The sequence below is a fragment of the Streptomyces sp. NPDC088194 genome, assembly GCF_040702025.1.
In the GTDB taxonomy this organism is placed as follows: Bacteria; Actinomycetota; Actinomycetes; order Streptomycetales; family Streptomycetaceae; genus Actinacidiphila.
This window is the reverse complement of sequence record NZ_JBFBIV010000007.1, coordinates 81295-106121: the sequence shown is the minus strand read 5'-3', so window position 1 is coordinate 106121 and position 24827 is coordinate 81295. Positions and strand designations below refer to the sequence as shown.

Below are 24827 nucleotides of genomic sequence, written 5' to 3'. Positions count from 1 at the left end.
TCGTCGGCAGCTACTGGTGGGTGTCGCCCCGCGGCACGGTGATGGAGCGGTCGGGCCGGTGCGAGGCGTCGTCGAGGGTCGAGATCTCCGGGTGGTGCAGGTCGAACGCCGGGGACTCGGACCGAATCCGGGGCAGCGTCACGAAGTTGTGCCGCGGCGGCGGGCAGGAGGTCGCCCACTCCAGCGAACGGCCGTAGCCCCACGGGTCGTCGACCCCGACCTTCTTGCCGTACTTCGCGGTCTTCCACACGTTGTAGAGGAACGGCAGCATCGACATGCCGAGCAGGAAGGAACTGATGGTGGAGACCGTGTTGAGCGTGGTGAAGCCGTCGGCCGCGAGGTAGTCCGGGTAGCGGCGCGGCATTCCGATGACGCCCAGCCAGTGCTGGACCAGGAAAGTCCCGTGGAAGCCGAAGAACAGCGTCCAGAAGGTGATTTTGCCGAGCCGCTCGTCGAGCATCTTGCCGGTCATCTTCGGCCACCAGAAATGGAATCCGGCGAACATCGAGAACACCACGGTGCCGAAGACCACGTAGTGGAAGTGCGCGACCACGAAATAGGAGTCCGAGACGTGGAAGTCCAGCGGTGGCGACGCCAGGATGACACCGGTCAGCCCGCCGAAGAGAAACGTGATCAGGAAGCCGATGGACCACAGCATCGGCGTCTCGAAACTCAGTGAGCCCTTCCACATCGTGCCGATCCAGTTGAAGAACTTCACCCCGGTCGGTACCGCGATCAGGAAGGTCATGAACGAGAAGAACGGCAGCAGCACCGAGTCGGTGACGTACATGTGGTGCGCCCACACCGTCACCGAGAGGCCGGCGATGGCGATCGTCGCCGCGACCAGCCCCAGATATCCGAAGATCGGCTTGCGGGAGAAGACCGGGATGATCTCGGTGATGATCCCGAAGAACGGCAACGCGATGATGTAGACCTCGGGGTGGCCGAAGAACCAGAACAGGTGTTGCCACAGGATCGCGCCGCCGTTGGCCGCGTCGAAGACGTGTGCCCCGAACTTCCGGTCGGCCTCCAGGCACAGCAGCGCGGCGGCCAGCACCGGGAAGGCGAAGAGGACCAGCAGCGAGGTGAGCACCACGTTCCAGCAGAAGATCGGCATCCGGAACATGGTCATGCCGGGGGCGCGCATGCAGATGATCGTGGTGATGAAGTTGACGGCGCCGAAGATCGTGCTGAAGCCCGTCATCACCAGGCCCATGATCCACATGTCGGCGCCGATGCCGGGCGAGTTGATCGCGTTGTTCAGCGGCGAGTACGCGAACCAGCCGAAGTCGGCCGCGCCCTGCGGGGTGAGGAATCCGCCGATCGCGATCAGCGAGCCGAAGAGATAGAGCCAGTAGGCGAGCATGTTCAGCCGCGGGAACGCCACATCGGGCGCGCCGATCTGCAGCGGCATGATCCAGTTGGTGAATCCCGAGAACAGCGGTGTCGCGAACAGCAGCAGCATCACGGTGCCGTGCATCGTGAACGCCTGGTTGTACTGTTCCGCGGACAGGAACTGAAGGCCGGGGCGGGCGAGTTCGGCCCGCATCAGCAGCGCCATGATGCCGCCGATGAGGAAGAAGGCGAACGTCGTCACCAGGTACATCGTGCCGATGGTCTTGTGATCGGTGGTGGTCGCCCAGCTCACGAACACGCTGCCCGGGCGCTTCCGCCTGGCCGGCACCTCGTCCTCGTACGAATCGTCGACGCCGACCGGCTCCGCGGTGCTGCCAGCCGTCACTTCATCACTCCCCGAAATCGACGCCGGCCGGTCATCGGCCGTAGTGGAAGAATGGCAATCCACCAGGTCTTTTCCGAAGCGGCCTCGCCGAGAGGTCAGCCGGGTTGATCAATAATCGGGTAGATCGAAAGTCGGGAATGCGCATTGCGCGGCACGACGGAATTGCCGTGCGCGCCGGTCGGGTGCCCGAGGGTCAGGGCCGGCCCCGCCCCACCAGCTCCTTGAGGACGTCCTCCATGGTGACCAGGCCGACCCCGTGCCCGTCGGCGTCCACGACGGCGGCGAGGTGGGCGCGGCCGGCACGCATCGCGGTGAGGACGTCGTCGAGCGGGGTGGCCGCGCCGACGCGGGTGATCCGGCGCAGCGCCGACCGGGGGAAGGGCGCGTCGCGCGGCTCGGCGTCGAGCGCGTCCTTGACGTGGAGGTAGCCGAGGACGCGCCCGTCGTCGTCGGCGACCGGGAAGCGGGAGAAGCCGGACCGGGCGCTCAGGGCCTCCAGCCCCTCCGCGGTGATGCCGAGCCGGGCGCGTACCACCCGCTCCGGCGGCACCACGATCTCGCCGACCGGCCGCCGCCCCAGCTCCAGCGCGTCCCGCAGCCGCTCGGCGGCCCGTTCGTCCAGCAGCCCGGCGGCGCCCGCGTCCACCACCATCCGCGACAGCTCGTCGTCGGAGAACACCGCGGCGATCTCGGTACGCGGCTCCACCCGTGCCAGCTTCAGCCCCGCGTTGGCGAGCGCGTTGATCGCGAAGATCAGCGGACGCAGCGCCCGGGTGAGCGCGACCAGGGGCGGCCCCAGCAGCAGAGCGGACCGCACCGGGTCGGCGAGCGTGATGTTCTTCGGCACCATCTCCCCGAAGAGCATGTGCAGATAGGTCGCCACCGCCAGCGCGATCACGAACGACACCGGGCGCGCCGCGCCGTCCGGCACGTGCGCGGCATGGAAGAGCGGTTCCAGCAGGTGCTCGATGGCCGGCTCCGCGACGATGCCGAGCACCAGCGTGCAGGCGGTGACGCCGAGCTGGGCGGCGGCCAGCAGCGGCGAGACGTGTTCGAGGCCCCACAGCACCCGCCGCGCCCGCCGGTCGCCCGCCTCGGCGCGCGGCTCGATCTGGTCGCGGCGCACCGAGATCATCGAGAACTCGGCGCCGACGAAGAAGGCGTTCACCACGATGGTGAGCAGGCCCACCACCAGCTGGACGGCGGTCACCGCGCGGCCCCCGTCCCGTCGGCGGCCGTACTGGCGGCGTCGGTGCCGGGCCCGCTCGGCGGGGACACCAGCCGGGCCCGCGCCGCGCGCCGCCCGCTCGCGTCGGTCACCTCGATCCGCCAGCCCTCCACCTCGACCACGTCACCGCGCTCCGGAATCCGCCCGAGCCGCTGCGCGACCAGCCCGGCCAGCGTCTCGTACGGCCCGTCGGGCGCGTGCAGCCCGATCCGCTCCAGCCGGTCCTCGGTGCGGGCCGCGCCGTCCGCGTCGTAGATCCGGCGGCCCAGCGGGTCCTCGCGCAGGAAGAGCAGGTCGGGCGCTTCGAGCGGGTCGTGCTCGTCCCGCACCTCGCCGACCACCTCCTCCACGATGTCCTCCAGCGTGGCGACGCCCGCGGTGCCGCCGTACTCGTCGATCACCACGGCCATCGAGCGGCGGGCGGAGAACCGGTCGAGCAGCCGGTCCACGGCCAGGGAGTGCGGGACCAGCAGCGGCTCGCGGAGTAGCTCGGTGACCGGCACCCGGGGCCTGCGGTCGGCGGGGACCGCCAGCACGTCCTTGATGTGCACGGTGCCGATCACCGCGTCGAGGGTGCCGCGGTAGACCGGGAAGCGGGACAGTCCGGTGGCGCGGGTGGCGTTCGCGACGTCCTCGGCGGTGGCGCGCGCCTCCAGGGCGGTCACCTGGACCCGGGGCGTCATCACGTTCTGGGCGGTCAGGTCGGCCAGGCCGATGGTCCGGACGAACAGCTCGGCGGTGTCCGGCTCCAGCGCGCCCGCCTTCGCGGAGTGCCGGGCCAGCGCGCGCAGCTCCTGCGGGCCGCGTGCGGAGGCCAGCTCCTCGGCCGGCTCCAGGCCCATCCGGCGCAGCACCTGGTTGGCGGTGTTGTTCAGGTGCCGGATCAGCGGCCCGAACGCCGTGCTGAACGCGCGCTGCGGGGTCGCGACCGCCTTCGCCACTTCCAGCGGCCGCGAGATCGCCCAGTTCTTCGGCACCAGCTCGCCGATGACCATCAGCGCCACCGTGGACAGCGCGGTGCCCAGCACCAGCGCCAGCGACGCCGCCCCGGACGCGGGCAGCCCCGCGGCCCGCAGCGGCCCGCGCAGCAGCTTCGCGACCGACGACTCGGCCAGCATGCCGATGATCAGCCCGGTGACGGTGATCCCGAGCTGCGCGCCGGACAGCTGCACGGTCAGCGAACGGACCGCGGCCAGCGCGGCCGCCGCCCCGCGCTCCCCGCCCGCCGCCGCGCGCTCCAGCTCGCCGCGCTCGACGGTCGTCAACGAGAACTCCGCCGCGACGAACACACCGCACACGAACGTGAGCAGCAGCGCCACCGCCACCAGGAGCGTTTCGATCATCGGAACACCTCACCCCCCATGATCAACCAGCCCCCGCCCACCCGCACCCACACGAACCCGGCGAAGTGCGCCCGGGTGCCCGATCAAGGAGCGCGGGGAACCGCGCGACAAGCCCCCCATCGGGGGATCGGTCCGGAACCGACAGTACGGGGCACCCTGGGGGGCCCGCCCACGCCGGGCGCTAGCCCAACCACTTCGTCCAGCGCCGCCACTGCTCCTCCGGCAGGTAGCCGCCGGCCCGCCACGCGTGCTGCGCCCGTTCGTTCGCCTCCAGCACCATCGCGTCGCCGCGCCGCCCCCCGAGCGCGAGGAACCGTTCCTCTGCTGCCTCCAGGAGCGCCCGGGCCACACCCTGCCGGCGGGCATCCGGGTGAACGGCCAGCCGGTACAGATGGCACCGCCACCCGTCGAACCCCGCGATCACCGTCCCCACCAGGGCCCCGTCACGCTCGGCGAGCAGCAGGGCCTCGGGGTCCCGCGTGACCAGCCCGGCCACGCCTGTCTCGTCGTCACTGATGCTGGTGCCCTCCGCGGCCACCTGCCAGAAGGCCAGTACGGCGCCGGCGTCCGCGACCGCTGCCGGCCGTATCCGAAGATCGCTCATGCGCCCCAGCCAACCAGCCCCGCTCGCCGCGCCCCGGAGGATTTCGCGATCCGAGACACGCGGGGGACACGCCGACGACGCGCCACGGGCCGCGCGGCCCGGGCGATCCCGCAGAGCGCTCTTGCCGCTACTAGCACCCGAGCGCTAGCGTGGACGCATGGCGAAAACCCAGTTGAACGTGCGGGTGGAAGAAGCCACCGCGGAGACGGCGCGGGAACGCGCCTCGCAGCGCGGCATCAGCGTGAACCGCTACATCGAGGAACTCGTCCAGCAGGACGAGGGGGAGAACGGCCGGGCCTTCGTCCAGGCCGCGGCCGACTTCATGAAGCGGTACGAAGCGGTCTTCGACGAGGAGTTCGGCAGCACGCCCCCCACCGGTGAAGGCGCCCGTTGACCCTGCGGATCGACCTCGCCTGGCTGCTGATGGTCGCCGAACACAACACGCCGGGGGACCCGCAGGTCACCGACTGGGGCGCGCTCGTCGCCGCCGTGAGCCGGCACCGCGCCGAGATATTCGGCCGCCCCGTCTACGGAGACGAGCACCTGCGGGCGGCCGCGCTGCTCCAGTTGCTGCTGCACGTCCCGGCCCTGGAGCGGTCCAACGCGCTGTTCGCCACCGCCGTGGCCTACGCCTACCTCGTCGCGGAGGGGCTGAAGGTCACCACCTCGCCCGAGCAGGTCCGCGATCTGGCCCGCCTGGTCAAGGACGGCGGGGTCGGCGTCGACCGGATCGCCCGCGAGCTGCGCGCCTGGACCGGCTGAGGGTGTCGCCGGGGGCCGATCCGGACCGGGCCACCAACCCCCGCCCCACCCCTTCCCCTACCCCTGCGCGGCGGGCTGCGGAGGCCCGTAGACGTGCGCGAAGGCGGCAGGGTCCCACACGCCGCCCAGCTGCGGCGCGAGCCAGTCACGGGCCGCGGCGCGGAACGCCGTCGGCGACAGGGACGCGGCAGCCTGCGGCAACGCACCCAGCAGCGGTGCCCCCGCCGACTCCGGCAGGTCCAGCACGTTGCAGCGCTCGGCCAGGCCCGGCTCGCTCGCCCAACTGCCGATGATCACACCGAGGCAGGTGAGCTTGCGGGCCCGCATCGCCTCCGCGGTCAGCGCCGTCGCGTTCAACGTGCCCAGCCCCGCGGGTGCGACCAGCAGCACGCCCGCGTGCAGCAGCGACGCCGTGTCCGCCAGCGTGGAGCCCTTCTCGTCGTACCGCACCAGCAACCCCCCGGCGCCCTCCACCAGCACCACGTCGTGCACGGCCGAGAGCTTCGCCGCGGCCTCGGCGATCTCCTCCGGGGTCACCGCCGGCCGCCCCGACCGCCGCGCCGCCGTGGCCGGCGCCAACGGCTCCGGGTAGCGCGCCAGTTCCACCGCCGTCACCTCACCGGCCAGCCGCGCGACCTCCGCGGCGTCCCCGGGCTCGCCCTCAAGCACCCCCGTCTGCGCGGGTTTCAGCACCGCCACGCTCAGCCCCTGCGCCAGCGAAGCAGCCGCGACCGCCGCCGTCGCCACCGTCTTGCCCACCTCGGTGCCCGTCCCGGTCACCACAACGATCGCCATACCCGCACTCCCCTCGGAAAGCCCCCAGCATGCCCGCCCACCCCCCACCTCGCACAAACCGAGCCCCCGTCCCGGGCCCTGGCGACCGGCGCGACGGCGGCGCGCGCCGGCCCGTAAGCAGCCGGGTGGAGCCGGTCGAGCGGGCCGCGCGCGCTGCTTGCCCGGCAGTTGCGGCTCGTGTTGGATGGCGGCGGTGCGATTCCAAGGTGCGGCGGTGAGAGCCCGCCGGTTCCACCCGTCGCGGTGGGACGAGCCGGTGTGATTCCGGCGCCAAGCGGTGACACCCCGCCACCTCTCGGGCCCGACGCGGGCCCCTGCGCGGTTCTCCCCGCGGCCGGTTGTCGTCCGGCCGCTGACGAGAGGTGGTACGAGTTGTTCACCGGACACATTCACGAGGTCGGCACCGTGGTGGCCGAGGGCCCGGACTTCATCATGGTGCGGGCGCCCGAAGCGGCCAGGTCCGCGACCTGTTCGATCTGCGTGAACGGCGTGGGGCTGACGGTGGCGCCGGTCGCCGGGCAGGACGGTGTCCTGGCGGCGGCCGTGTCGGCCGACACCCGGCGCAGGTCGACGCTCGGCCGTATCCCGCCCCAGACGCGCGTCAACGTCGAGACGCCGTTGCGGCTCGGCGATCCCAGCGGCGGGCACCTGGTCCAGGGCGACGTCGAGGCCGTCGGCAAGGTCGTACGGATCGACGAGGACGGCCCGATGCGGCGGATGTGGATCAAGCCGCCCGAGCGGTTCCACGCGCTGGTCACGGCCAAGGTCCAGGTGGCGGTCGACGGGGTCAGCCTCACCGTCGCCGAGGTGGCCCGGGACCGGTTCGCGGTGGCGCTGGTCCCGTTGACGCTCCAGGCCACCACGCTGGCCGACCTGTCCGTGGGGGACCAGGTCAACCTGGAGCCCGACCTGGTCACCCGACTGGCGCGGCGCTGGCCGCAGGACCCGCATCGGGCGGTGTCCGAGGTGGTCGCGGCGCTGCCGTGGGCGGGGCGGGTCACCGGCGCCCGGGGCGTGCAGCAGGCGGTGGCGCAACTCGCGGCCGGCGGCGGCGTGGTGATCTGGGACCCGGAGCGGGAGTGCGAGGGCGACGTGGTGTTCGCGGGGGCGCGGCTGCGCCCCGAGGCGTTCACCTTCCTGCTCACCCAGGTCTGCGGCCACTCCACGGTGCCGTGCGCGCCCGAGGTGCTCGAACGGCTGGAGCTCGGCCCGGTGCCGGGCCCCGGCGACCGGCACGGCACCCGGCCGCACGTCCCGGTGGACCTGGCGGCGGCGACCGGCACCGGTGTCTCGGCGGCGGAACGTGCCGCGACCGTACGGCGGTTGGCCGATCCGGACGCCCGGCCGGCGGACTTCCTGCGGCCCGGGCACGTCTTCCCCCTGGCCGCTCGCCCGGGCGGCCTCGCGGAGCGTGCCGGCCACACGGAAGCCACCGTCGCGCTGTGCACGGCGGCCGGACTGCCACCGGTGGGCGTCTGCTGCGAGGTCATGAACCACGACGGCACCATGGCCAAGGCGGCCGATCTGGAGATCGCCGCGCTGCGCTGGGGCCTGCCGCTGGTGGACATGGCCGACCTGGCCCGGCACCTGTGAGGCCGGTCAGCGGCCGTGGACTCCACGACGACCCGCGCTTCTTCGCCGGGTGCCGCTCCCTGCGGGAGGCCGGCGCGGGGGCACCCCGGGCGGCCGGGGTGCCCCGGGTTCAGCCGGCGGCGGACGCCGCGACGATGGCCGCACTGATCCGGGCGACGTCCTCGTCCCCGGTGACGTAAGGGGGCATCGCGTAGACGAGGTCGCGGAAGGGCCGCAGCCATACACCCGAGCCGACCGCGGCGCGGGTGGCCGCGTCGATGTCGACGGGGTGGTCGAGCTGGACCACCCCGATCGCGCCGAGCACGCGGACATCGCGCACTCCGGGCAGCTCTGCGGCGGGCGCGAGCCCTTCCCGCAGCCCGGCCTCGATCCGTTTGACCTCGGTCGCCCAGTCCTGGGTGAGCAGGACGTCCAGCGACGCGTTCGCCACGGCCGCGGCGAACGGGTTCCCCATGAACGTGGGGCCGTGCGCGAGCACGGGCACCTCGCCGCGCGAGATCCCCTCGGCCACCCGGGAGGTGCACAGGGCCGCGGCGAGGGAGACGTACCCCCCGGTGAGCGCCTTGCCGACGCACATCACGTCGGGCGCGATCCCCGCGTGCTCGGCCGCGAACAGCCGTCCGGTGCGGCCGAACCCGGTGGCGATCTCGTCGAGGACGAGCAGGACGTCGTACTCGTCGCACGCCTCCCGCAGCACCCGCAGGTACGCGGGGGAGTGGAACGCCATCCCGCCCGCGCCCTGGACGACGGGTTCCACCACGACCGCGGCCAGCTCGTCGGCGTGACGCCCGATCAGCTCGCGCAGGTGGGTGGCGTACGCGGCCGACGGCTCCGCGTCGAACCCGGGCGGCGGCGCGTCCGCGAAGACCTGCTCCTGTAGCACACCGGACCATAGATGGTGCATACCGCCATCCGGGTCACATACCGACATCGGCTGCCAGGTGTCGCCGTGGTACCCGCCGCGCCAGGTGAGCAGCCGCCGCTTGCCCGGCCGCCCCAGCGAACGCCAGTACTGCAGGCACATCTTGAGCGCCACCTCGACCGACACCGAGCCGGAGTCCGCGAGGAAGACGTGCCGCAACGGCTCCGGAGTGATCTCGACCAGCCGCGCGGCCAGCCGCACCGCAGGCTCGTGGGTGAGCCCGCCGAACATGACGTGGCTCATCCGGTCCAGTTGGGCGTGGGCGGCCTCGTCGAGCACCGGGTGCCGGTAGCCGTGGATCGCCGACCACCAGGACGACATGCCGTCCACGAGCTCGGTCCTGCCCTGAGCGGGCGCGGCGAGCCGCAGTCGTACGCCCGAGGCAGACTCCACCACCAGGGGTTCCTGGCGGCCGGGCATCGGGCCGTAAGGGTGCCAGACGTGCCGCCGGTCCAGGTCCAGCAGCACGTCCACCGGCAGCGGTTCAGGCATTGGGCGGCAGGTCCGTCCCCGCGCCTCGCCGGCGCACGGCGACCAGGTCCGTACGGGGACCCGTGCCCGAACCCGACGCCGTGCCGGCAGGCTGGCCCGTAGCCGTAGCCGTAGCCGTAGCCGTAGCCGTAGCCGTAGCCGTAGCCGTAGCCGGCTCGCCGTGCTCGCACGATCCGCACGCCGTGTCGTGGGACCCGCAGCCCGAACCGGCCGCCGTGCGCGCCTCGTCGGACCGCCGGTGCGCGGGCAGCGTGGTGGTGTCGGCGCCCTCCACCTCGAAGCCGGCGTCCGCGATCATGTCGAGGTCGGTCTGCCCGGCCTGCCCCTCGCTCGTCAGGTAGTCGCCGAGGAAGATCGAGTTGACCAGGTGCAGCGCGAGCGGCTGCATGCTGCGCAGGTGCACCTCGCGCCCGCCGGCCAGCCGTACCTCCACGTCCGGGCAGACGAACCGCACCATCGCCAGAATCCGCAGGCACCGCTGCGGGGTGAGGTTCCACTCCTTGGCCAGCGGGGTGCCCTCGAACGGGATCAGGAAGTTGACCGGCACCGAGTCCGGGTCCAGCGCCCGCAGCGAGAACACCACGTCCACCAGGTCCGCGTCGCTCTCGCCCATCCCCGCGATCAGCCCCGAACACGCCGACAGCCCCGCCGCCTGCGCCTGCCGCACCGTGTCCACCCGGTCGGCGTAGGTGTGCGTCGTGGTGATGTCCGCGTAGGTGCCCTCGGACGTGTTGAGGTTGTGGTTGTACGCGTCCGCGCCCGCGGCCCGCAGCCGCTCCGCCTGGTCGCCGGAGAGCAGCCCGAGGCAGGCGCAGACCTCCACGCCCTCGTTGCCGTCCTTGATCGCCTCGATGGTCTTCGAGACCCGGTCCACGTCCCGGTCGGTCGGCCCGCGCCCGCTGGCCACCAGGCACACCCGCTTCGCGCCCCCGGACACCCCCGCCGTGGCCGCCGCGACCGCCTCGTCCGGCTTCAGCCAGGTGTACTTGAGGATGTCGGCCTGCGAGCCGAGCCGCTGCGAGCAGTACGAGCAGTCCTCCGGGCAGAGACCGGACTTGAGGTTCACCAGGTAGTTGAGCTTGACCCGGCGACCGAACCACTGCCGGCGCACCCGGCCCGCCGCGGCCACCACGTCCAGCAGTTCGTCGTCGGAGGTCGCGAGCACCGCCAGCGCCTCGTCCCGCGTCGGCGGCTCGCGCCGCAGACCCTTGCCCACCAGTGCCGTCAGCAGATCCATGCCCGCAATCCTCGCGTACGGCGGCGGGCCCGGCCAATGGCGCACCGCACAACATCAGCGGCCGGGTATGTGTGCATCACCACACCCGGTATCGGGCCGCTCACCCAGTACGTTGCTGGCGTGGACAGCACTTCTCAGCAGCACGGACGCGCCGACGGCCCCTTCGGATGGCTCACCGCCCAGGACCGGGTGCGGCGGGCCGCCGGCCTGCGCCGCGAACTGCGGCCCCGGGCGGCCGACTCGCCGCTGCTGGACCTGGCCGGCAACGACTACCTCGGCCTGACCCGGCACCCGGAGGTGGTCCGGGCCGGCGCCGACGCCTGCCTGCGCTGGGGCGCCGGCTCCACCGGCTCCCGGCTGGTCACCGGCAGCACCGCGCTGCACGCCGAACTCGAGGCGGAGCTCGCCGCGTTCACCGGGTTCGAGGCCGCCCTGGTCTTCGCCTCCGGCTACGCCGCCAACCTCGCCGCCATCACCGCGCTCACCGGCCCCGGCACCCTGCTGGTCTCCGACGCGGCCAACCACGCCTCCCTGATCGACGGCTGCCGGCTGTCCAAGGCCAGGACCGAGGTGGTCCGCCACGCCGACCCCGAAGCGGTCCGCAAGGCGCTCGGCGCGCGCGACAGCGGCGAGCCGCCCGCCGGCGGCGCGGGCGGGAACGCGTTCGTCGTCAGCGACGCGGTCTTCTCCGTCGACGGCGACGCGGCGCCGCTGCCCGAACTGGCCGCCGCCTGCCGCGCGTACGGCGCGGCGCTGCTGCTCGACGACGCGCACGGCCTGGGCGTCATGGGTGACGGCGGCCGGGGCAGCGCCCACGCCGCCGGGCTGGCCGGATCGCCCGACGTGGTGTGCACCGCCACCCTCTCGAAGTCCTTCGGTGCCCAGGGCGGGGTGGTGCTCGGGCCGGCCGCCGTGATCGAGCACCTCGTCAACGCCGCCCGCACCTTCATCTTCGACACCGGACTGGCCCCCGCCGCCGCGGGCGCCGCGCTGGCCGCGCTGCGGCTGCTGCGACGCGAGCCGGACCGGGCCGCCCGCGCCCGCCAGGTGGCCCGGGACTTCCACCGGTTGCTGACCGGGCGCGGCCTGGACGCCACCGCGCCCGACGCGTGCGTGGTGTCCGTGCGCGCGCCCTCGCCCGACGACGCCCTCGCCTGGGCCGCGCGCTGCCGGGAGGAGGGCCTGGCGGTCGGCTGCTTCCGCCCGCCGTCCGTGCCGGACGGGGTCTCCCGGCTGCGGCTGACCGCGCGGTGTGACCTGACCGGCCCTCAGGTCCACCGCGCGGTCGACGTCATCGCCCGGGCCGCTCCACCGCGCTGAGCGGCCCGCCGTCGGCCAGATCCCGGACGAAGTCGCTCCACGCCTGCGGGGCGAAGAGCAGCGCGGGCCCGCGTACGTCCTTGGAGTCACGGACCGCGGTCAGACCCGAGGGGAGCCTGGCGGCCTCCACGCAGTTGTTCGCCGCGGTGCTGTGACTGCTGCGCCGCCAACTAGCGCCGCCGAGCGTCTCGCTGGAGGAAATAAAACGGGGCAGCGTTGTCATGAAACCTCCTTACGAATGCTGTTGATCATTTCAGCCGACTCCTCCCGGTGAAGAGCGCGGCCACTCAATCGGGCGAACGCTGCTCCGTACGCCGCGATGTCCTCTTTCCGATCGACGTAGAGACTACTCGTCAAATGGTCGACAACCACCACGTCGAGATCGGCAATGCGCGGAAATGAGAAGATGACGAAAGAATTCGTCACTCCTTGGTGTCCGCCGGCCGCGAACGGGAGCACTTGCAGACGCACCTGGGGCAGCTCCATCGCCTCGCGCAGCCGCAGCAGTTGCTCGGCCATCACCTCCGGGCCGCCCACCCACCGCCGCAGCACCGACTCGTCGAGCACCGCCCACAGCTCCAGTGGCCGGTCCTGGCGCAGGACCGCCTGCCTGGCTATCCGGACGTCAACGAGCGCGTCCACCTCGCGCTCGGTGAGTTGCGGCATCACGTCGCGGGTCAGCGCGCGGGCGTACGCCGGGGTCTGGAGCAGTCCGGGCACCACGCTGTTCTCCATCGAGCGGGCCCGGCTGGCGCCTGTCTCCAGGGTGATGAAGTCGCGGTACTCCGGCGGCAGCACGTCGCGGAAGTCGTGCCACCAGCCGCGCTGGTAGCCGCGGCCGGCGAGCGTCGCCAGCAGGTCGCGCAGGTCGCCGTCGCGTACCGCGTACACGCTCAGCAGCACCTCCACGTCCTCGGGGCGCACGCTGCTGCGGCCGGTCTCGATCCGGCTGACCTTCGACTGGTGCCAGCCGGCCAGCCGGGCCGCTTCCCCGCTGGTCAGTCCGGCCAGATCGCGCAGCCGGCGCAGCTCCTCGCCGAGCCGGCGCCGGCGTACGGCCGGGACTCGTTCCATGATGTTTCGTGCCTCCTGGGCTGAAGTGGTGCAGTCGTCGTCCGTCGCGAACACTGCGATACGACAGTGTGCCGACCAAATGCGTTCTCACGTAGCAGAGTTCACCGTTTTGAGCGACAGATATATGCATAGCGCGCTCTCCGGTCCTAATGGCGGCACGATGGATGACACTCTGGCGCGAATCAGCCGCATCCGGACCCGGCACGTACGGACTCCTCCGTGCGCGCCGGCGTCCGGACCCGGCGAGAAAGGGAACAGCGTCACCATGGCTGACCTTCAGGAAGCATCCGTCACCCTGCCGAGTGACCCCGTAGCGGTGTCCGCGGCGCGGGCCTACGTGTGCGCACGGCTCGCCGAGTGGGGGCTGCCGCCCGACGCGCCGACCCTGGACTCCGTACGTCTGGTCGTCTCCGAACTCGCCACCAACGCGGTGCTGCACACCTCCGGCCTGTCACCCAACTTCACCGTGGACATCCGTTTGGAGCACAGCGAGCACTTGCACATCGGCGTCACCGATTCGCACCCGCGCTGGCCGCAGCGCCTGCCCGGCGCCGTCCAGCAGGACAACGGGCGCGGCATGGCGATCGTCCGCCACCTCGTCGCCGAGTCCGGCGGCACGCTGCGGATCATCCCGACCTGTGACGGCGGCAAGACGGTCTGGATCATGATCCCCTGGGCGATCCCCGTGCTCTGACCAGCCGCCCCGGGCCGTCGGCGCGCGCCTCACGCGCCGTTCCGGTCCGCGGCCGGCGGGGCCTGCGGGTACGGGTGTGGGTACGGGTTCGGCGGCAGCGGGTCCGGGGCCGGCAGCAGCAGGGCCTCGGCGCCGACCGGGGTGAAACCCGCGGCCAGGAAGGCGCGCAGGCTCGCCGCGTTGCCCGGGGCGATCTGCGCCCACACCGGGGCGCCGTCCGGCACCAGATGGCGCGCGGCCACGGCCAGCGACCGCCCGAGACCCCTGCCGCGGGCCCGGGGTTCGACCTCCACGGCCGCCTCCCAGCGGCCGGCCACACCGCGGCCCAGCAGCAGCGTCGCGCCGGGGACGGTCCAGGCGCGCACGCCGTCACGGTGCCGCAGCGCGCGCACGATCCGGGGGTGCGAGCGGTCGTTGGTCTCCACGAGCGCGGGGCCGGGCGGCGGCCCCGGCAGCGGACCCGCCACGGCGAGGACGTCGATGTTGTTGACCTGGCGGCCGGTGCGGGCCGTGAGCGCGCTCAGGAACGGCGGGTTGAGCGGCGCGGACAGGTCACCGGCCGGCAGCAGTTCCCGCAGGGCAACCCCGGGGTCCTCCCGGTCGTCCGGCTCGGCGTCCACGTCCGCGAACACCACGCTGTGCGCGGTGAACGCGATCACCCCGGCATCCCGGAGCGACGGCTGCGGCACGAACGCGACGGTGCCGTCGGGCGGCGGGAAGGCGCCGCGCGCGACATCGGCGAGCAGGCGGGCGAGTTCGGTGGGGCGGGCCATCCCCGCATTCTCGCCCCCGGCGGGGGAGCGGTCCCCGGCAGGTCCCCGGGCAGGTCCTGGCAGGTCCCTGGCAGGTCCCCGGCGGGGACCGCTCCCGCGCGGCGAGGCGCCGGGGCGTCAATGCCGAGCTGACTTCACGTCAACTCCGTTCTGAAACAGCACCGGTACGGGTTCGCCGACGTGCGGACGCGCCTACGATCGGGTGACGTTCAGCGGTCCCGGCTTCCGTGACCGGCACGCTACGTCCATGATCATGAACCGAGTCCGGTCGCTCGCCGCGGCCGGCGCGCTGACCCTCACCGCCGTTCTCGCCACCCAGACGTCCTCCGGTGCGGCGACGGCGGCTCCGACCCGGGCTCCCGAAGCGCCCGCGGCCGCCGCGGACTTCTGCCCCGTCGTCCACGACCCGCTCTTCGCCGCCGCCGACCGCAGCGTCGACGTCCACCGCATCGTCCCCGACCCGCCGAGCTACCGCCGCACCTGCGGCGAGCTGTACCGCGCGGACGGGCGGGCGCCGGCCGTGGTCTTCCACGAGGGCTTCCAGCCGAAGGCCCCGCAGGACGGGCAGTACGACCTGGCCGCCTACGTCGAGGTCAACCAGCCGTCGCCGTACGTCAGCACCAGCTACGACCACGACCTCTACAAGCAGTGGAAGTCCGCGTACAACTACTACATCGACGCACCCGGCGGGATCGACGTCAACGCCACGATCGGTGACACCCACAAGTGGGCCGGCCAGCACGAAGTGGCCTTCGCCGGCGGCATCGACCGCCGCTTCGTCGTCGGTGCCTGCCCGGTGGACAAGGCGACCAAGAGCGAGGTCCTCTCCGGCTGCGTGCGCAACCCCTTCTACACCCCCTGGCGTCTCGTCCCGGCCCCCGAGCCCCAGGGCCCGGAGCTCCTCCCGGCGAACTGACCGGGGCGCCCGCGCCGTATACCCCGTGTGGGTATACGGTCGGGGTGGCCGCGGCGCGGCGGCCGGGTGGTCCGGCGGCTGCGTGGCGCAGGACGTCGAGCGGGAAGGGAACGGGTGATGGCAGGCGTGGGGGTGGCCGGACGGCGGGATATCGCCCGTCTCCTGCTGGCCTGCGCCGTTCTGGCCGGCCTGTTCCTCATGCACGGCGCCCCGTCAACCGCCGCCGAAGGGTGCCACGGTGACGTGACGTCGCTTGCCGCCATGCACGCGGATGATGGCGGGCCGATGGCGGTTCGCGGACCCGCGACGGCGCCGCGCTCCGGCGGTGCCGTCGACCACGGCGCGCGGGCGGCGGCGCCGGTCGCGGCACACGGGGAGAAGTGCGTGTCCACCCCGGCCCGCGCGCGCGGCCCGCTGCCGGTGAACGCTTCCGCGGCCGTTGGCACGGTGGCCGCCGTACCGGTGTTGGTCGGTCGTGCCGCACCGGTCGGCCGCAGGTGGCGGCGCGGGCCGCCGACGGGCGGGCGCGACCTGCTGCTTCGGGTGGGCGTCGCGCGGACCTGAGCAGGCCGTGCCGGAACGGCGGTTGTGCCGGTTCCGGCGACGCGTCCTGCTCGCTCCGCGCGCCCGTCGTGGCGCGCCCCTCCGGAAAGAACCTCCCGATGTCCTCCTTCCTCCGTCCCTTCGCACACCACCGCGCCCTCTTCGCGGCCGGCGCGGCCGCCGTACTCGCGCTGGCGCTCGCCGGGTGCGGCTCCTCCGGCGACGCCGCCTCGGCCCCGGCCGGATCGACGGCCCCGTCCACGGCTGCCGCGACGCCCTCGTCCGTCGGTTCCGCCCACGACGGCCCGACCATGCCCGGCATGGACCACATGGCCGGCGGCGACGGCCTGTCCGCCGCCATGGACGGCTACCAGCTGACCAGCGCGACCAGGACGCTCCCGGCGGGCCGGCCGGGCGCCTACCGGTTCACGGTCACCGGGCCCGACGGCAGGCCGGTCACCGACTTCGCGGTCGACCAGACCAAGCGCCTGCACTTCTACACCGTCCGCTCGGACCTGACGGGCTTCCAGCACCTCCATCCGGTCATGGCGGCCGACGGGACGTGGACCGCGGACCTGGCCGAGTTGAAGCCCGGCGCCTGGCGGATGTTCGCGTCCTTCACGCCCGGCAGCGGCCCGGGCAAGGGCACGGCGTTCGTCCTGTCCCGCACTGTCGCCGTGCCGGGGCCGGCCACCATGGCGGCGCTGCCCGCGCCCGCGCCGTCGGTACGGGTGGACGGCTACACCGTCGGCGTCGCCGGCGGGTTGATGGCCGGGATGGAGCACCCGCTCACCGTCACGATCACCAAGGCGGGCAAGCCCGTCACCGACCTGCAGCCGTATCTGGACTCGTACGCCCACCTGACCGCCTTCCACCAGGGCGACGGCGCGTTCGCGCACCTGCACCCGACCGCGCGGGTGGACGGTGACCACGGCGGGCCGCAGCTCTCCTTCCACGCGGAACTTCCCTCGGCCGGCGACTGGCGGCTCTTCCTGCAGTTCCGGACCGCCGGCACCCTGCACACCGCCGCACTGACGCTCGACGTCGGCTGAACCGGTGGGGGCCGCCCGGGTGGCGGCCCCCACCCGCGCCTCCGGGCCGCCCCGCGACCTCGCACCGGCCCGCCCTCCAAGGAGCACCCGGCAGGGAAGGTTTCGTCCATGCACGCCGTACTGCACGCGCTGTCCATCACGGGCTCCATGACGTGGGAGATCACCTGGGCACTGATCCTGGGCTTCGCCCTGTCCGCCGTCGTCCAGGCGATCATCCGCAAGTCCACGGTGGTCGCGCTGCTCGGCGACGACCGCCCCCGCACCCTCGCCGTCGCCACCGGCCTGGGAGTCGCCTCCTCGTCCTGCTCCTACGCGGCGGTGGCGCTGGCGCGCTCGCTGTTCCGCAAGGGCGCCGACTTCACCGCCGCGATGGCCTTCGAGATCGCCTCCACCAACCTCGTCGTCGAACTCGGCGTGATCCTCGCGCTGCTGATGGGCTGGCAGTTCACGCTGGCCGAGTTCATCGGCGGCCCCGTCATGATCATCCTGCTCGCCGTGCTGTTCCGGCTGTTCCTGCGCGACCGGCTGCTGCGCCAGGCCCGCGAGCAGGCCGAGCGCGGCGTGGCCGGGTCGATGGAGGGCCACGCCGCGATGGACATGTCCGTACGGACGGAGGGCTCGTTCGCCCGCCGGCTGCTGTCCCGCGAGGGGGTCACCGCCACCGCCCACGTGTTCGTCATGGAATGGGCGGCGATCCTGCGCGACCTGGTCGTGGGGCTGCTCATCGCCGGCGCGATCGCGGCCTGGGTGCCGGACTCCTTCTGGCGGGCCTTCTTCTTCTCCGGCCACCCGCTGGCGTCCAAGCTGTGGGGACCGCTGATCGGGCCGCTCGTCGCGGTCGCGTCGTTCGTCTGCTCCATCGGCAACGTGCCGTTGGCGGTGGTGCTGTGGAAGGGCGGCATCAGCTTCGGCGGGGTGGTCGCGTTCATCTTCGCCGACCTGCTGATCCTGCCGATCCTGAACATCTACCGGAAGTACTACGGCGCACGCATGGCCCTGTTCATCCTCGGCACCTTCTACCTCGCCATGGCCGTCGCGGGATACGTCGTCGAACTCCTCTTCGGCGGCCTCGGCCTGATCCCCGACCAGGCCGACGCGAAGATCCCCACGCAGGGCGTCAGATGGAACTACACCTCCTTCCTCAACATCGCCTTCCTCGTCCTGGCCGCCGCCCTCCTGGTGCGCTTCTTCCGGACCGGCGGCGCCGGGATGCTCCGCATGATGGGCGGCGCCCCCGACGCCGATGACGCCGAGCACGCGGATCACGCCGGGCACGGGTGACGGGGAAGGCGCTCAGAGCGGGTCCGGGCACCCTGCCCGGGTGGGTGCGCGCGTCCGGCCCCGCCTCGCCGGGCTACTGGGGGGCCGACTGCCCGCGGCACGCCGCCGTCGGCGACACCGGCCGTACCCTCACCGGCATTGCGGCCCTCCTCGCCGTGGCCGTGGCCGTGGCCGGGGGAGCGACGCCGGCCTGGCGGGTGTCCCGCGAGTGGGGCCGGGCCACGGCGATGTGACGAGGCGTCAGCGGGTGGAGCCTTAGGCGCGCGGCGGGCAGGGGCGGGCGCGTGGTTCTGGCCTGAGCGCGGACCTGAGCGCGGACCTGGGCTCGGACGGAGCCTCGCGCCGCCGTGGAGGGTGCCCGGGGCCCGGCCCGCGTCGACCGTCGGGGGCGCGGTGCGCGTGCGGTCGAGTGCCCGGCCGCCGGGCGGCGTCAGTTCACCCGTCCGTACCAGACGCCGCTGGTCCAGATGTGTTCGAGCCGGACCGTGCTGCCGGTCTTCGGCGCGTGCCAGATGTTGCCGTCGCCCGCGTAGATCCCCACGTGGTAGACCGAGGCGCCGGACGAGCCGCTGTGGAAGAAGACCAGGTCGCCCGCCCGGCGGGAACCCGCCGAGATGTGCGTGGTGCGGTTGTACTGGGCGGCGGCGGTGCGCGGCAGTTGCTCGCCCGCCTGCTTGAACGAGTACAGCGTCAGCCCCGAGCAGTCGAAGCGGTACGGCCCGGTGGCCCCCCACTGGTAGGGCGAGCCCTTCTTCGACGCGGCGATGCTCAGCGCCCTGGCGGCCATGGTGGCGGCGTCGGCCCGCTGGGCGTTGCCCGGCAGCAGGATCGGGACGGCGACGGCCGCTGCGGTGAGCAGAGAGGCGGCTCCGAGCCGCGAGAGCCGGGAAGTGGCCGGCCGAAAGCAGATGCGGTTGGGCGTGCACATGCGCGACCCTTCGTCATCAGCCTGCGAAGGATGACCTGTCGGGTTCGGGCTGGCGAAGATGCCCGGCCGCATGCAAGCGGCTTCACCCCAAGGGTGCTCCGGCGCCCGCCGGAGACCGGTGGGTGCCGGAGCGACCCGTCGTGCTGGGTCCTCCGCTCCTGCCGTTGCACTCGTGTCGACCTGGCATCCGCGCGTCGGCAGGACTGGGCATCCGCACGGACCGCCCCGCCACGGCGGCGGGGGCTTGTCGTCACCACGGATGGTTACGCACACGACGGGGCGGCGCCGGGACAGAAACGCGCGATGTGACCTTCATCACATTGCATCCAGCCGGGTGAACCGCCACCCCCGCGAGCCGCTCGCGTACCCCCGCCGTACCCCCTGAACTGCGCCGACCGGTACCGGCGAAGTCGCAGTCCAGCCGACACGCGCAATCGCGCACCCGTTTGCCACGAGAACTTCCGATACGCCAATGGGCTGATGAGACCGGCGGTCGTGTCGCGGAAAACGGTGACACGCGGTGACGGCGGGCGGGTTCGGCCGGGTGCGCGCGACCGCGCCTCCGCGGTGCTGCCGCCTCCGTGGCGCCGCCGACGGTACGGCCCGACCACCCGCCGCCGACGGTGCGATGCCGACCACGCGCCGCCGACAGCGCGCTGCCGCGGTCTACGCCGACGGGCCGCCGCTGCCACCCGGGTCCGCCGCCGGCTCGGGCGCCACTGCGACCCGCGCGGCCCGCCGCTCCCCGTCCAGTACCCGCAGGGCGCGGCCGAGGGTGGCGTGGTGCAGGTCCGTCTCGCCGCGCAGGTGCATCACCGTGAGCGCGTCCCGCATCGCCAACGCCCGGCTGACGAGTGCCTGCGCGGCCCGGAGCGCCGAGTAGGTGTCAGTGGTGCGGGAGGGGTTGATCCGGCCGAGCAGGTCGACCAGTTCCAGGTAGCAGTCGATGAGTTCGCCCTCGGAGCGCGTGAGGGCGGGCAGCGGCGGGAGTTCGGGCGCCACGCCGGGCTCACCGCGGGCCGGTGCCGCGCGAACCGTTGCCGCCCTTGCGGCTGGTGGTCAGCGCGTCGGCCAGCCCGTACGCGACCGCCGCATTCGCGTCGAAGATCGTGTCGCGTTCGAGGTCGGCGGAGACCCGCTCGGCCGGCTGACCGGTGTGCCGCACCAGCAGGGCCTCCAACTGGTCGCGGGTGCGCAGCATTTCGTTGGCCTGGATCTCCAGGTCCGAGGTGTCGCCCCGCACCACGTCGCCGAGCGAGGGCTGGTGGATGAGGATGCGGGCCCCCGGTGTGATCATCCGCTTGCCCGGTGCGCCCGCCGCCAGCAGCACCGCGGCCGCCGACGCGGCCTGCCCGATGCAGACCGTCGCCACGTCGCAGGTGACGAACTGCATCGTGTCGTAGATGGCGGTCATCGACGAGAAGGAGCCGCCGGGGGAGTTGATGTAGAGGTTGATGTCCTGGTCGGGCGAGGCGCTCTCCAGATGGATGAGTTGGGCCATCACGTCGTTGGCCGAGGTGTCGTCGACCTGCGTGCCCAGGAAGACGATGCGCTCCTGGAGCAGCTTGGAGTACGGGTCCATCGTGCGGACGCCGTTGCTGCTGCGCTCGGTGAACTCGGGCAGCACGTAACGGGCCGTGGGTGCCAGGGGAGAGGCGGACGCCAGTGGCGTCATGAAGCTCGGGGTCGCGGGCGTCGGGTGGTCGGTCATCGCACACCTCCGTCGGTGCCGCGTCGGCGCCCGCCGGCTCGGCCGCCGGTTCCGGGGTGGGAGCGGGGGCGGGGGCCGACGCGGACATCGGTCGCGGCATCAATCCGTCAGGTCAAAATGTACAGGACGTACATCTCGTTATGATGGGGAGCATGACCCATGACGTCCCGGTGACACAAGCCCGCGCGCAGCTCGCCGAACTGATCAACCGCGTGGTCTACGGCGGCGAGCAGGTGGTGCTGACCCGGCACGGCAAGCCCCTGGTCGGCCTGGTCTCCGCCGCTGACCTGCAACGACTGCGGGAACTCGACGAGCAGGCCGAGGAGCAGGTGATCAGTACGGTCTCCACGCTGGGCGGCCGCGCGTCCGCCACGGGCGAACGCCACCGGTTCGGCATCGCCGCCGAGCACCGCGGCCCCCAGCCGGGCGACCGCCGCCCGTAACAGCTGTTAACGCGTTCGAAACCGCGCCGAACTAGCCTCACGGGCCCGGAGACTGTGAGGTGCGGCTGTGCGGTTGACCCCCCATGAGCAGGAGCGGCTGCTGATCCATGTGGCCGCCGACGTGGCCGAGCGAAGGCGCGCCCGCGGGCTGCGGCTCAACCACCCCGAGGCGGTCGCGCTGATCACCGCGCACATCCTCGAAGGCGCCCGCGACGGGCGGCGGGTGGCCGAGCTGATGGCGTCCGGGCGGACCGTGCTCAGCCGGGCGGACGTCATGGACGGCATCGCCGAGATGATCCCCGAGGTGCAGGTCGAGGCCACCTTCCCCGACGGCACCAAGCTCGTCACCGTCCACCAGCCGATCGTCTGAGGGGCGGCGCCCGTGATCCCCGGAGAGATCCTGACCGCTGCCGGAGCCGTGCCGCTCAACGTCGGCCGCCCGGTCACCCGGCTCACCGTGCTCAACGCCGCCGACCGGCCGGTACAGGTCGGCTCCCACTACCACTTCGCCGAGGCCAACCCGGCGCTGCGCTTCGACCGCGCCGCCGCTCGCGGCCTGCGGCTGAACATCGCGGCGGGCACCGCCGTCCGGTTCGAGCCGGGCATCCCGGTCGAGGTCGAACTGGTGCCCGTCGCCGGGCAGCGCGTCGTGGCCGGACTGCGCGGCGAGACCGCCGGGCCCTTGGACGAGCAGAGCGGAGCCGCCGGTGCCTGAACTGTCCCGGGCCGTATACGCCGACCTCTACGGACCCACTGCCGGCGACCGTATCCGCCTCGCCGACACCGACCTCCTGATCGAGGTCGAACGCGACCTCGCGGGCGGGCCCGGCACATCCGACCACCCCGGCACCGCGGGCGACGAGGCGGTCTTCGGCGGCGGCAAGGTCATCCGCGAGTCGATGGGCCAGGGCCGTGCCACCCGCGCCGAGGGCGCCCCCGACACCGTGATCACCGGCGCCGTCGTGCTGGACCACTGGGGCGTGGTCAAGGCGGACGTCGGCATCCGCGGCGGCCGGATCACCGCGCTCGGCAAGGCGGGCAACCCGGAGACGATGGACGGGGTCCACCCCGACCTGGTCATCGGCCCCGACACCGAGATCATCGCGGGCAACGGCGCCATCCTGACCGCCGGAACCATCGACGCGCACGTCCACTTCATCTCGCCGACCCTGATCGACCAGGCACTCGCCTCCGGCGTCACCACCCTCGTCGGGGGCGGCACCGGCCCGGCCGAGGGCACCAAGGCGACCACCATCACCCCCGGCGGCTGGCACCTGGCCCGGATGTTCGCCGCTCTGGAGGCGTACCCGGTCAACATCGGGCTGCTCGGCAAGGGCAACACCGTCAACCAGCCGGCCATGCACCAGCAGTTGCGGGACGGCGCGGTCGGCTTCAAGATCCACGAGGACTGGGGCGCGACGCCGGCCGCGATCGACGCGTGCCTGCGCGTGTGCGAGCGCAGCGGCGCCCAACTCGCCATCCACACCGACACGTTGAACGAAGCGGGGTTCGTCGAGGACACCCTCGCCGCGATCGCGGGACGCGGCGTGCACGCCTACCACACGGAGGGCGCGGGCGGCGGGCACGCACCCGACATCATCACCGTCGTCTCGCAGCCGCACGTGCTGCCGTCCTCCACCAACCCGACCCGCCCGCACACCGTCAACACCGTCGAGGAGCACCTCGACATGCTGATGGTCTGCCACCACCTCAACCCGGCCGTCCCGGAGGACCTCGCGTTCGCCGAGTCCCGCATCCGACCCTCCACGATCGCCGCCGAGGACGTGCTGCACGACCTCGGCGCCATCAGCATCATCAGCTCCGACTCCCAGGCGATGGGCCGGATCGGCGAGATCGCGACGCGCACCTGGCAGACCGCACACGTGATGAAGCGCCGCCGCGGCGCCCTGCCCGGCGACGGCCCCGCCGACAACCACCGCGCGCGCCGCTACGTCGCCAAGTACACGATCAACCCCGCCATCGCCCAGGGCCTCGACGCGGAGATCGGCTCGGTGGAAGCGGGCAAGCTCGCCGACCTGGTGCTGTGGCAGCCCGCGTTCTTCGGGGTCAAGCCGCAACTGGTCATCAAGGGCGGCCAGATCGCCTACGCGCAGATGGGAGACGCCAACGCGTCGATCCCCACCCCGCAACCCGTGCTGCCCCGGCCGATGTTCGGCGGCGTCGGCGCCGCTCCCGCCGCGAACTCCGTCAACTTCGTCACCCAGGCGGCCATCGACGACGCGCTGCCCGAACGCCTCGGCCTAGCCAAGCCGTTCACCGCCACCCGCGGCACCCGCGCCGTCACCAAGGCCGACCTCCGGGAGAACGACGCGCTGCCCCGGGTCGAGGTCGACGCCGACACGTTCACGGTGCGGATCGACGGGGAGACGGTGGAACCCGCGCCCGCCGTCGAGCTTCCCATGGCCCAGCGGTACTTCCTCTTCTGAGGCATGATGGCGACGGAATCCGCAACCGGCGGCTGTGACGGTCCCGACCGTTCTGACGGTCCGGTCGGCGCTGACGGTCCCGGCGCGCGCGCCGCGCTGCTGCTGCTCGCCGACGGCCGCTTCCCGGCCGGCGGCCACGCCCACTCGGGCGGTGTCGAGGCGGCCGTGGCCGAGGGGAGGGTACGGGACGCGGGTACGCTCGCGGACTTCTGCAGGGGCCGGTTGCACACCACAGGACTGGTCGCCGCCGCACTGGCCGCGGCGGCGACCGCCGGGGCCGATCCGCTCGGCCTCGACGAGGCGGCCGACGCGCGGACGCCCTCCGCGGCGCTGCGGGCGGTCTCCCGGCGGCTGGGGCGCCAACTCCTGCGGGCCGCAAGGGCCGTGTGGCCCGCGCCCGCGCTGGACGAACTCGCCGCGGCGCGCCCGCGCGGCGCGCACCAGCCGGTCGTGCTCGGGCTCGCCGCCGCGGCGGCGGAGCTGCGGCCGGCCGATGCCGCGCAGGCCGCCGCGTACGACTGCGTCAGCACGCCCGCGTTCGCCGCGGTGCGGTTGCTCGGGCTCGATCCGTTTCACGCGGTACGCGTTCTGGGGCGGCTCGGGAACGAGGTGGACGCGGTGGCGGGCGCCGCGGAGGAGGCCGCCCGGCGAGCCTTGCGGGAGGGGCTCGGCGCCCTTCCCGCCGCTTCCTCGCCCCTCCTGGACCTCGGCGCGGAGGCGCATGTCACGTGGCCTGTTCGGCTCTTCGCGTCATGAGAGCGACGGGGGGGCGCCGGGTCCGCACGGGCTGCGCGGTGCCGCGGGTACCCGGACCTTTCGCCGGCGGGTGGCTGGTCGCGCGGTTCCCCGCGCTCCCGTGTCGCCGCACCGCGGGGGCGGATGGGTGTGCGGATGGGTGTGCGGTGGTGCTCGTTCCTCTCGGGGCGGG

General features: G+C 73.1%; 28 protein-coding genes and 1 riboswitch. Of the genes, 15 read left to right on the top strand and 13 right to left on the bottom strand.

What is annotated here, in order from left to right; translation table 11 throughout:
- Positions 1-10 precede the first annotated feature (10 nt).
- The 4 genes from ctaD to AB0399_RS05625 form a co-directional block, all read right to left on the bottom strand.
- Positions 11-1741, bottom strand: coding sequence for a cytochrome c oxidase subunit I (gene ctaD, locus AB0399_RS05640; RefSeq protein WP_366410329.1), 1731 nt, complete (start codon positions 1739-1741; stop codon positions 11-13).
- Positions 1742-1934: 193 nt separating this feature from the next.
- Positions 1935-2951, bottom strand: coding sequence for a hemolysin family protein (locus tag AB0399_RS05635; protein WP_329373016.1), 1017 nt, complete (start codon positions 2949-2951; stop codon positions 1935-1937).
- A complete protein-coding gene (locus tag AB0399_RS05630) occupies positions 2948-4312 on the bottom strand; it encodes a hemolysin family protein (RefSeq protein ID WP_366410328.1) in 1365 nt (454 codons plus the stop codon). Before AB0399_RS05630 ends, AB0399_RS05635 begins: the two co-directional genes overlap by 4 nt.
- 181 nt (positions 4313-4493) lie before the next feature.
- Positions 4494-4916: a GNAT family N-acetyltransferase gene (locus AB0399_RS05625; protein WP_329373020.1), complete on the bottom strand. Its 423-nt coding sequence runs from the start codon at positions 4914-4916 to the stop codon at positions 4494-4496.
- Between the two features lie 157 nt (positions 4917-5073).
- On the opposite strand from AB0399_RS05625, the gene AB0399_RS05620 reads away from it, so the two are divergent.
- Together AB0399_RS05620 and AB0399_RS05615 are read left to right on the top strand one after the other, a co-directional pair.
- Complete coding sequence (locus AB0399_RS05620; protein ID WP_328459941.1) at positions 5074-5310, top strand: antitoxin; 237 nt, start codon at positions 5074-5076, stop codon at positions 5308-5310.
- Positions 5307-5678 (top strand): fic family toxin-antitoxin system, toxin component, encoded by a 372-nt coding sequence (locus AB0399_RS05615; RefSeq protein ID WP_328459940.1) that lies wholly within the window; start codon positions 5307-5309, stop codon positions 5676-5678. Before AB0399_RS05620 ends, AB0399_RS05615 begins: the two co-directional genes overlap by 4 nt.
- A 57-nt stretch (positions 5679-5735) precedes the next feature.
- Here AB0399_RS05615 and bioD read toward each other — a convergent pair whose 3' ends face one another.
- Entirely contained in the window at positions 5736-6473 is a 738-nt protein-coding gene (gene bioD, locus AB0399_RS05610) for a dethiobiotin synthase (protein WP_366410327.1), read from the bottom strand.
- 372 nt (positions 6474-6845) lie between these two features.
- Here bioD and AB0399_RS05605 point away from each other — a divergent pair, with 372 nt between their 5' ends.
- A complete protein-coding gene (locus AB0399_RS05605) occupies positions 6846-8066 on the top strand; it encodes a 3,4-dihydroxy-2-butanone-4-phosphate synthase (protein ID WP_366410326.1) in 1221 nt (406 codons plus the stop codon).
- 109 nt (positions 8067-8175) lie between these two features.
- Here AB0399_RS05605 and AB0399_RS05600 read toward each other — a convergent pair whose 3' ends face one another.
- Positions 8176-9480 (bottom strand): adenosylmethionine--8-amino-7-oxononanoate transaminase, encoded by a 1305-nt coding sequence (locus tag AB0399_RS05600; protein WP_366410325.1) that lies wholly within the window; start codon positions 9478-9480, stop codon positions 8176-8178.
- Complete coding sequence (bioB, locus tag AB0399_RS05595) at positions 9473-10717, bottom strand: biotin synthase BioB (RefSeq protein ID WP_366410324.1); 1245 nt, start codon at positions 10715-10717, stop codon at positions 9473-9475. The genes AB0399_RS05600 and bioB overlap by 8 nt, the downstream gene beginning before the upstream one ends.
- A 120-nt stretch (positions 10718-10837) precedes the next feature.
- On the opposite strand from bioB, the gene AB0399_RS05590 reads away from it, so the two are divergent.
- Positions 10838-12037, top strand: coding sequence for an 8-amino-7-oxononanoate synthase (locus AB0399_RS05590; protein WP_366410323.1), 1200 nt, complete (start codon positions 10838-10840; stop codon positions 12035-12037).
- Here AB0399_RS05590 and AB0399_RS05585 read toward each other — a convergent pair.
- Both AB0399_RS05585 and AB0399_RS05580 read right to left on the bottom strand, forming a co-directional pair.
- Positions 12009-12260, bottom strand: a complete 252-nt coding sequence (locus AB0399_RS05585) for a DUF397 domain-containing protein (protein ID WP_328459929.1) — start codon at positions 12258-12260, stop codon at positions 12009-12011. The two genes, AB0399_RS05590 and AB0399_RS05585, sit on opposite strands and share 29 nt — an antisense overlap.
- Positions 12257-13111 (bottom strand): helix-turn-helix transcriptional regulator, encoded by an 855-nt coding sequence (locus tag AB0399_RS05580; protein ID WP_329373034.1) that lies wholly within the window; start codon positions 13109-13111, stop codon positions 12257-12259. Before AB0399_RS05580 ends, AB0399_RS05585 begins: the two co-directional genes overlap by 4 nt.
- A 265-nt stretch (positions 13112-13376) precedes the next feature.
- Here AB0399_RS05580 and AB0399_RS05575 point away from each other — a divergent pair, with 265 nt between their 5' ends.
- Positions 13377-13805, top strand: a complete 429-nt coding sequence (locus AB0399_RS05575; RefSeq protein ID WP_329373036.1) for an ATP-binding protein — start codon at positions 13377-13379, stop codon at positions 13803-13805.
- Positions 13806-13834: 29 nt separating this feature from the next.
- On the opposite strand, the gene AB0399_RS05570 is transcribed toward AB0399_RS05575, so the two are convergent.
- The gene (locus tag AB0399_RS05570) at positions 13835-14578 is read right to left on the bottom strand and encodes a GNAT family N-acetyltransferase (protein ID WP_366410322.1); all 744 of its coding nucleotides are present in this window, start codon (positions 14576-14578) and stop codon (positions 13835-13837) included.
- Between the two features lie 247 nt (positions 14579-14825).
- Between AB0399_RS05570 and AB0399_RS05565 the strand changes: the two genes are divergently transcribed.
- From AB0399_RS05565 to AB0399_RS05545, 5 genes are all read left to right on the top strand, one after another.
- A complete protein-coding gene (locus tag AB0399_RS05565; protein ID WP_366410321.1) occupies positions 14826-15494 on the top strand; it encodes an ADP-ribosyltransferase in 669 nt (222 codons plus the stop codon).
- A 132-nt stretch (positions 15495-15626) separates the two neighbouring features.
- Positions 15627-16058, top strand: a complete 432-nt coding sequence (locus AB0399_RS05560) for a hypothetical protein (protein ID WP_366410320.1) — start codon at positions 15627-15629, stop codon at positions 16056-16058.
- A gap of 98 nt (positions 16059-16156) precedes the next feature.
- Entirely contained in the window at positions 16157-17089 is a 933-nt protein-coding gene (locus tag AB0399_RS05555; protein WP_366410319.1) for a hypothetical protein, read from the top strand.
- Between the two features lie 108 nt (positions 17090-17197).
- Positions 17198-18370, top strand: coding sequence for a permease (locus AB0399_RS05550; RefSeq protein WP_329373046.1), 1173 nt, complete (start codon positions 17198-17200; stop codon positions 18368-18370).
- 44 nt (positions 18371-18414) lie between these two features.
- The gene (locus tag AB0399_RS05545) at positions 18415-18603 is read left to right on the top strand and encodes a hypothetical protein (protein ID WP_366410318.1); all 189 of its coding nucleotides are present in this window, start codon (positions 18415-18417) and stop codon (positions 18601-18603) included.
- A 197-nt stretch (positions 18604-18800) separates the two neighbouring features.
- Here AB0399_RS05545 and AB0399_RS05540 read toward each other — a convergent pair whose 3' ends face one another.
- From AB0399_RS05540 to AB0399_RS05530, 3 genes are all read right to left on the bottom strand, one after another.
- Positions 18801-19298, bottom strand: coding sequence for an NlpC/P60 family protein (locus AB0399_RS05540; RefSeq protein ID WP_329373049.1), 498 nt, complete (start codon positions 19296-19298; stop codon positions 18801-18803).
- A 3-nt stretch (positions 19299-19301) separates the two neighbouring features.
- Positions 19302-19484: riboswitch (cyclic di-AMP (ydaO/yuaA leader) on the bottom strand.
- Positions 19485-19964: 480 nt separating this feature from the next.
- Positions 19965-20300 (bottom strand): hypothetical protein, encoded by a 336-nt coding sequence (locus tag AB0399_RS05535; RefSeq protein WP_328459909.1) that lies wholly within the window; start codon positions 20298-20300, stop codon positions 19965-19967.
- Positions 20301-20307: 7 nt separating this feature from the next.
- Positions 20308-20973: an ATP-dependent Clp protease proteolytic subunit gene (locus tag AB0399_RS05530; RefSeq protein WP_366410376.1), complete on the bottom strand. Its 666-nt coding sequence runs from the start codon at positions 20971-20973 to the stop codon at positions 20308-20310.
- 188 nt (positions 20974-21161) lie between these two features.
- On the opposite strand from AB0399_RS05530, the gene AB0399_RS05525 reads away from it, so the two are divergent.
- The 5 genes from AB0399_RS05525 to AB0399_RS05505 all read left to right on the top strand — a co-directional run bounded on the left by AB0399_RS05525 (position 21162) and on the right by AB0399_RS05505 (position 24655).
- Positions 21162-21452: a type II toxin-antitoxin system Phd/YefM family antitoxin gene (locus AB0399_RS05525; protein ID WP_329373053.1), complete on the top strand. Its 291-nt coding sequence runs from the start codon at positions 21162-21164 to the stop codon at positions 21450-21452.
- 67 nt (positions 21453-21519) lie between these two features.
- Entirely contained in the window at positions 21520-21822 is a 303-nt protein-coding gene (locus AB0399_RS05520; RefSeq protein WP_329373055.1) for an urease subunit gamma, read from the top strand.
- A 12-nt stretch (positions 21823-21834) separates the two neighbouring features.
- Complete coding sequence (locus AB0399_RS05515) at positions 21835-22167, top strand: urease subunit beta (protein WP_329373056.1); 333 nt, start codon at positions 21835-21837, stop codon at positions 22165-22167.
- Positions 22160-23899 (top strand): urease subunit alpha, encoded by a 1740-nt coding sequence (locus AB0399_RS05510; RefSeq protein ID WP_329373058.1) that lies wholly within the window; start codon positions 22160-22162, stop codon positions 23897-23899. The genes AB0399_RS05515 and AB0399_RS05510 overlap by 8 nt, the downstream gene beginning before the upstream one ends.
- A 3-nt stretch (positions 23900-23902) precedes the next feature.
- The gene (locus AB0399_RS05505) at positions 23903-24655 is read left to right on the top strand and encodes an urease accessory UreF family protein (RefSeq protein WP_366410317.1); all 753 of its coding nucleotides are present in this window, start codon (positions 23903-23905) and stop codon (positions 24653-24655) included.
- Positions 24656-24827: the final 172 nt, after the last annotated feature.

Excerpts from the sequence above, each read along its gene's own strand:
- AB0399_RS05630 (WP_366410328.1), bottom strand. The coding sequence starts at position 4,312 with ATGATCGAAACGCTCCTGGTGGCGGTGGCGCTGCTGCTCACGTTCGTG.
- AB0399_RS05625 (WP_329373020.1), bottom strand. The coding sequence starts at position 4,916 with ATGAGCGATCTTCGGATACGGCCGGCAGCGGTCGCGGACGCCGGCGCC.
- AB0399_RS05620 (WP_328459941.1), top strand. The coding sequence starts at position 5,074 with ATGGCGAAAACCCAGTTGAACGTGCGGGTGGAAGAAGCCACCGCGGAG.
- bioD (WP_366410327.1), bottom strand. The coding sequence starts at position 6,473 with ATGGCGATCGTTGTGGTGACCGGGACGGGCACCGAGGTGGGCAAGACG.
- AB0399_RS05600 (WP_366410325.1), bottom strand. The coding sequence starts at position 9,480 with ATGCCTGAACCGCTGCCGGTGGACGTGCTGCTGGACCTGGACCGGCGG.
- bioB (WP_366410324.1), bottom strand. The coding sequence starts at position 10,717 with ATGGATCTGCTGACGGCACTGGTGGGCAAGGGTCTGCGGCGCGAGCCG.
- AB0399_RS05585 (WP_328459929.1), bottom strand. The coding sequence starts at position 12,260 with ATGACAACGCTGCCCCGTTTTATTTCCTCCAGCGAGACGCTCGGCGGC.
- AB0399_RS05580 (WP_329373034.1), bottom strand. The coding sequence starts at position 13,111 with ATGGAACGAGTCCCGGCCGTACGCCGGCGCCGGCTCGGCGAGGAGCTG.
- AB0399_RS05575 (WP_329373036.1), top strand. The coding sequence starts at position 13,377 with ATGGCTGACCTTCAGGAAGCATCCGTCACCCTGCCGAGTGACCCCGTA.
- AB0399_RS05570 (WP_366410322.1), bottom strand. The coding sequence starts at position 14,578 with ATGGCCCGCCCCACCGAACTCGCCCGCCTGCTCGCCGATGTCGCGCGC.
- AB0399_RS05565 (WP_366410321.1), top strand. The coding sequence starts at position 14,826 with ATGATCATGAACCGAGTCCGGTCGCTCGCCGCGGCCGGCGCGCTGACC.
- AB0399_RS05555 (WP_366410319.1), top strand. The coding sequence starts at position 16,157 with ATGTCCTCCTTCCTCCGTCCCTTCGCACACCACCGCGCCCTCTTCGCG.
- AB0399_RS05550 (WP_329373046.1), top strand. The coding sequence starts at position 17,198 with ATGCACGCCGTACTGCACGCGCTGTCCATCACGGGCTCCATGACGTGG.
- AB0399_RS05540 (WP_329373049.1), bottom strand. The coding sequence starts at position 19,298 with ATGTGCACGCCCAACCGCATCTGCTTTCGGCCGGCCACTTCCCGGCTC.
- AB0399_RS05530 (WP_366410376.1), bottom strand. The coding sequence starts at position 20,973 with ATGACGCCACTGGCGTCCGCCTCTCCCCTGGCACCCACGGCCCGTTAC.
- AB0399_RS05525 (WP_329373053.1), top strand. The coding sequence starts at position 21,162 with ATGACCCATGACGTCCCGGTGACACAAGCCCGCGCGCAGCTCGCCGAA.
- AB0399_RS05505 (WP_366410317.1), top strand. The coding sequence starts at position 23,903 with ATGATGGCGACGGAATCCGCAACCGGCGGCTGTGACGGTCCCGACCGT.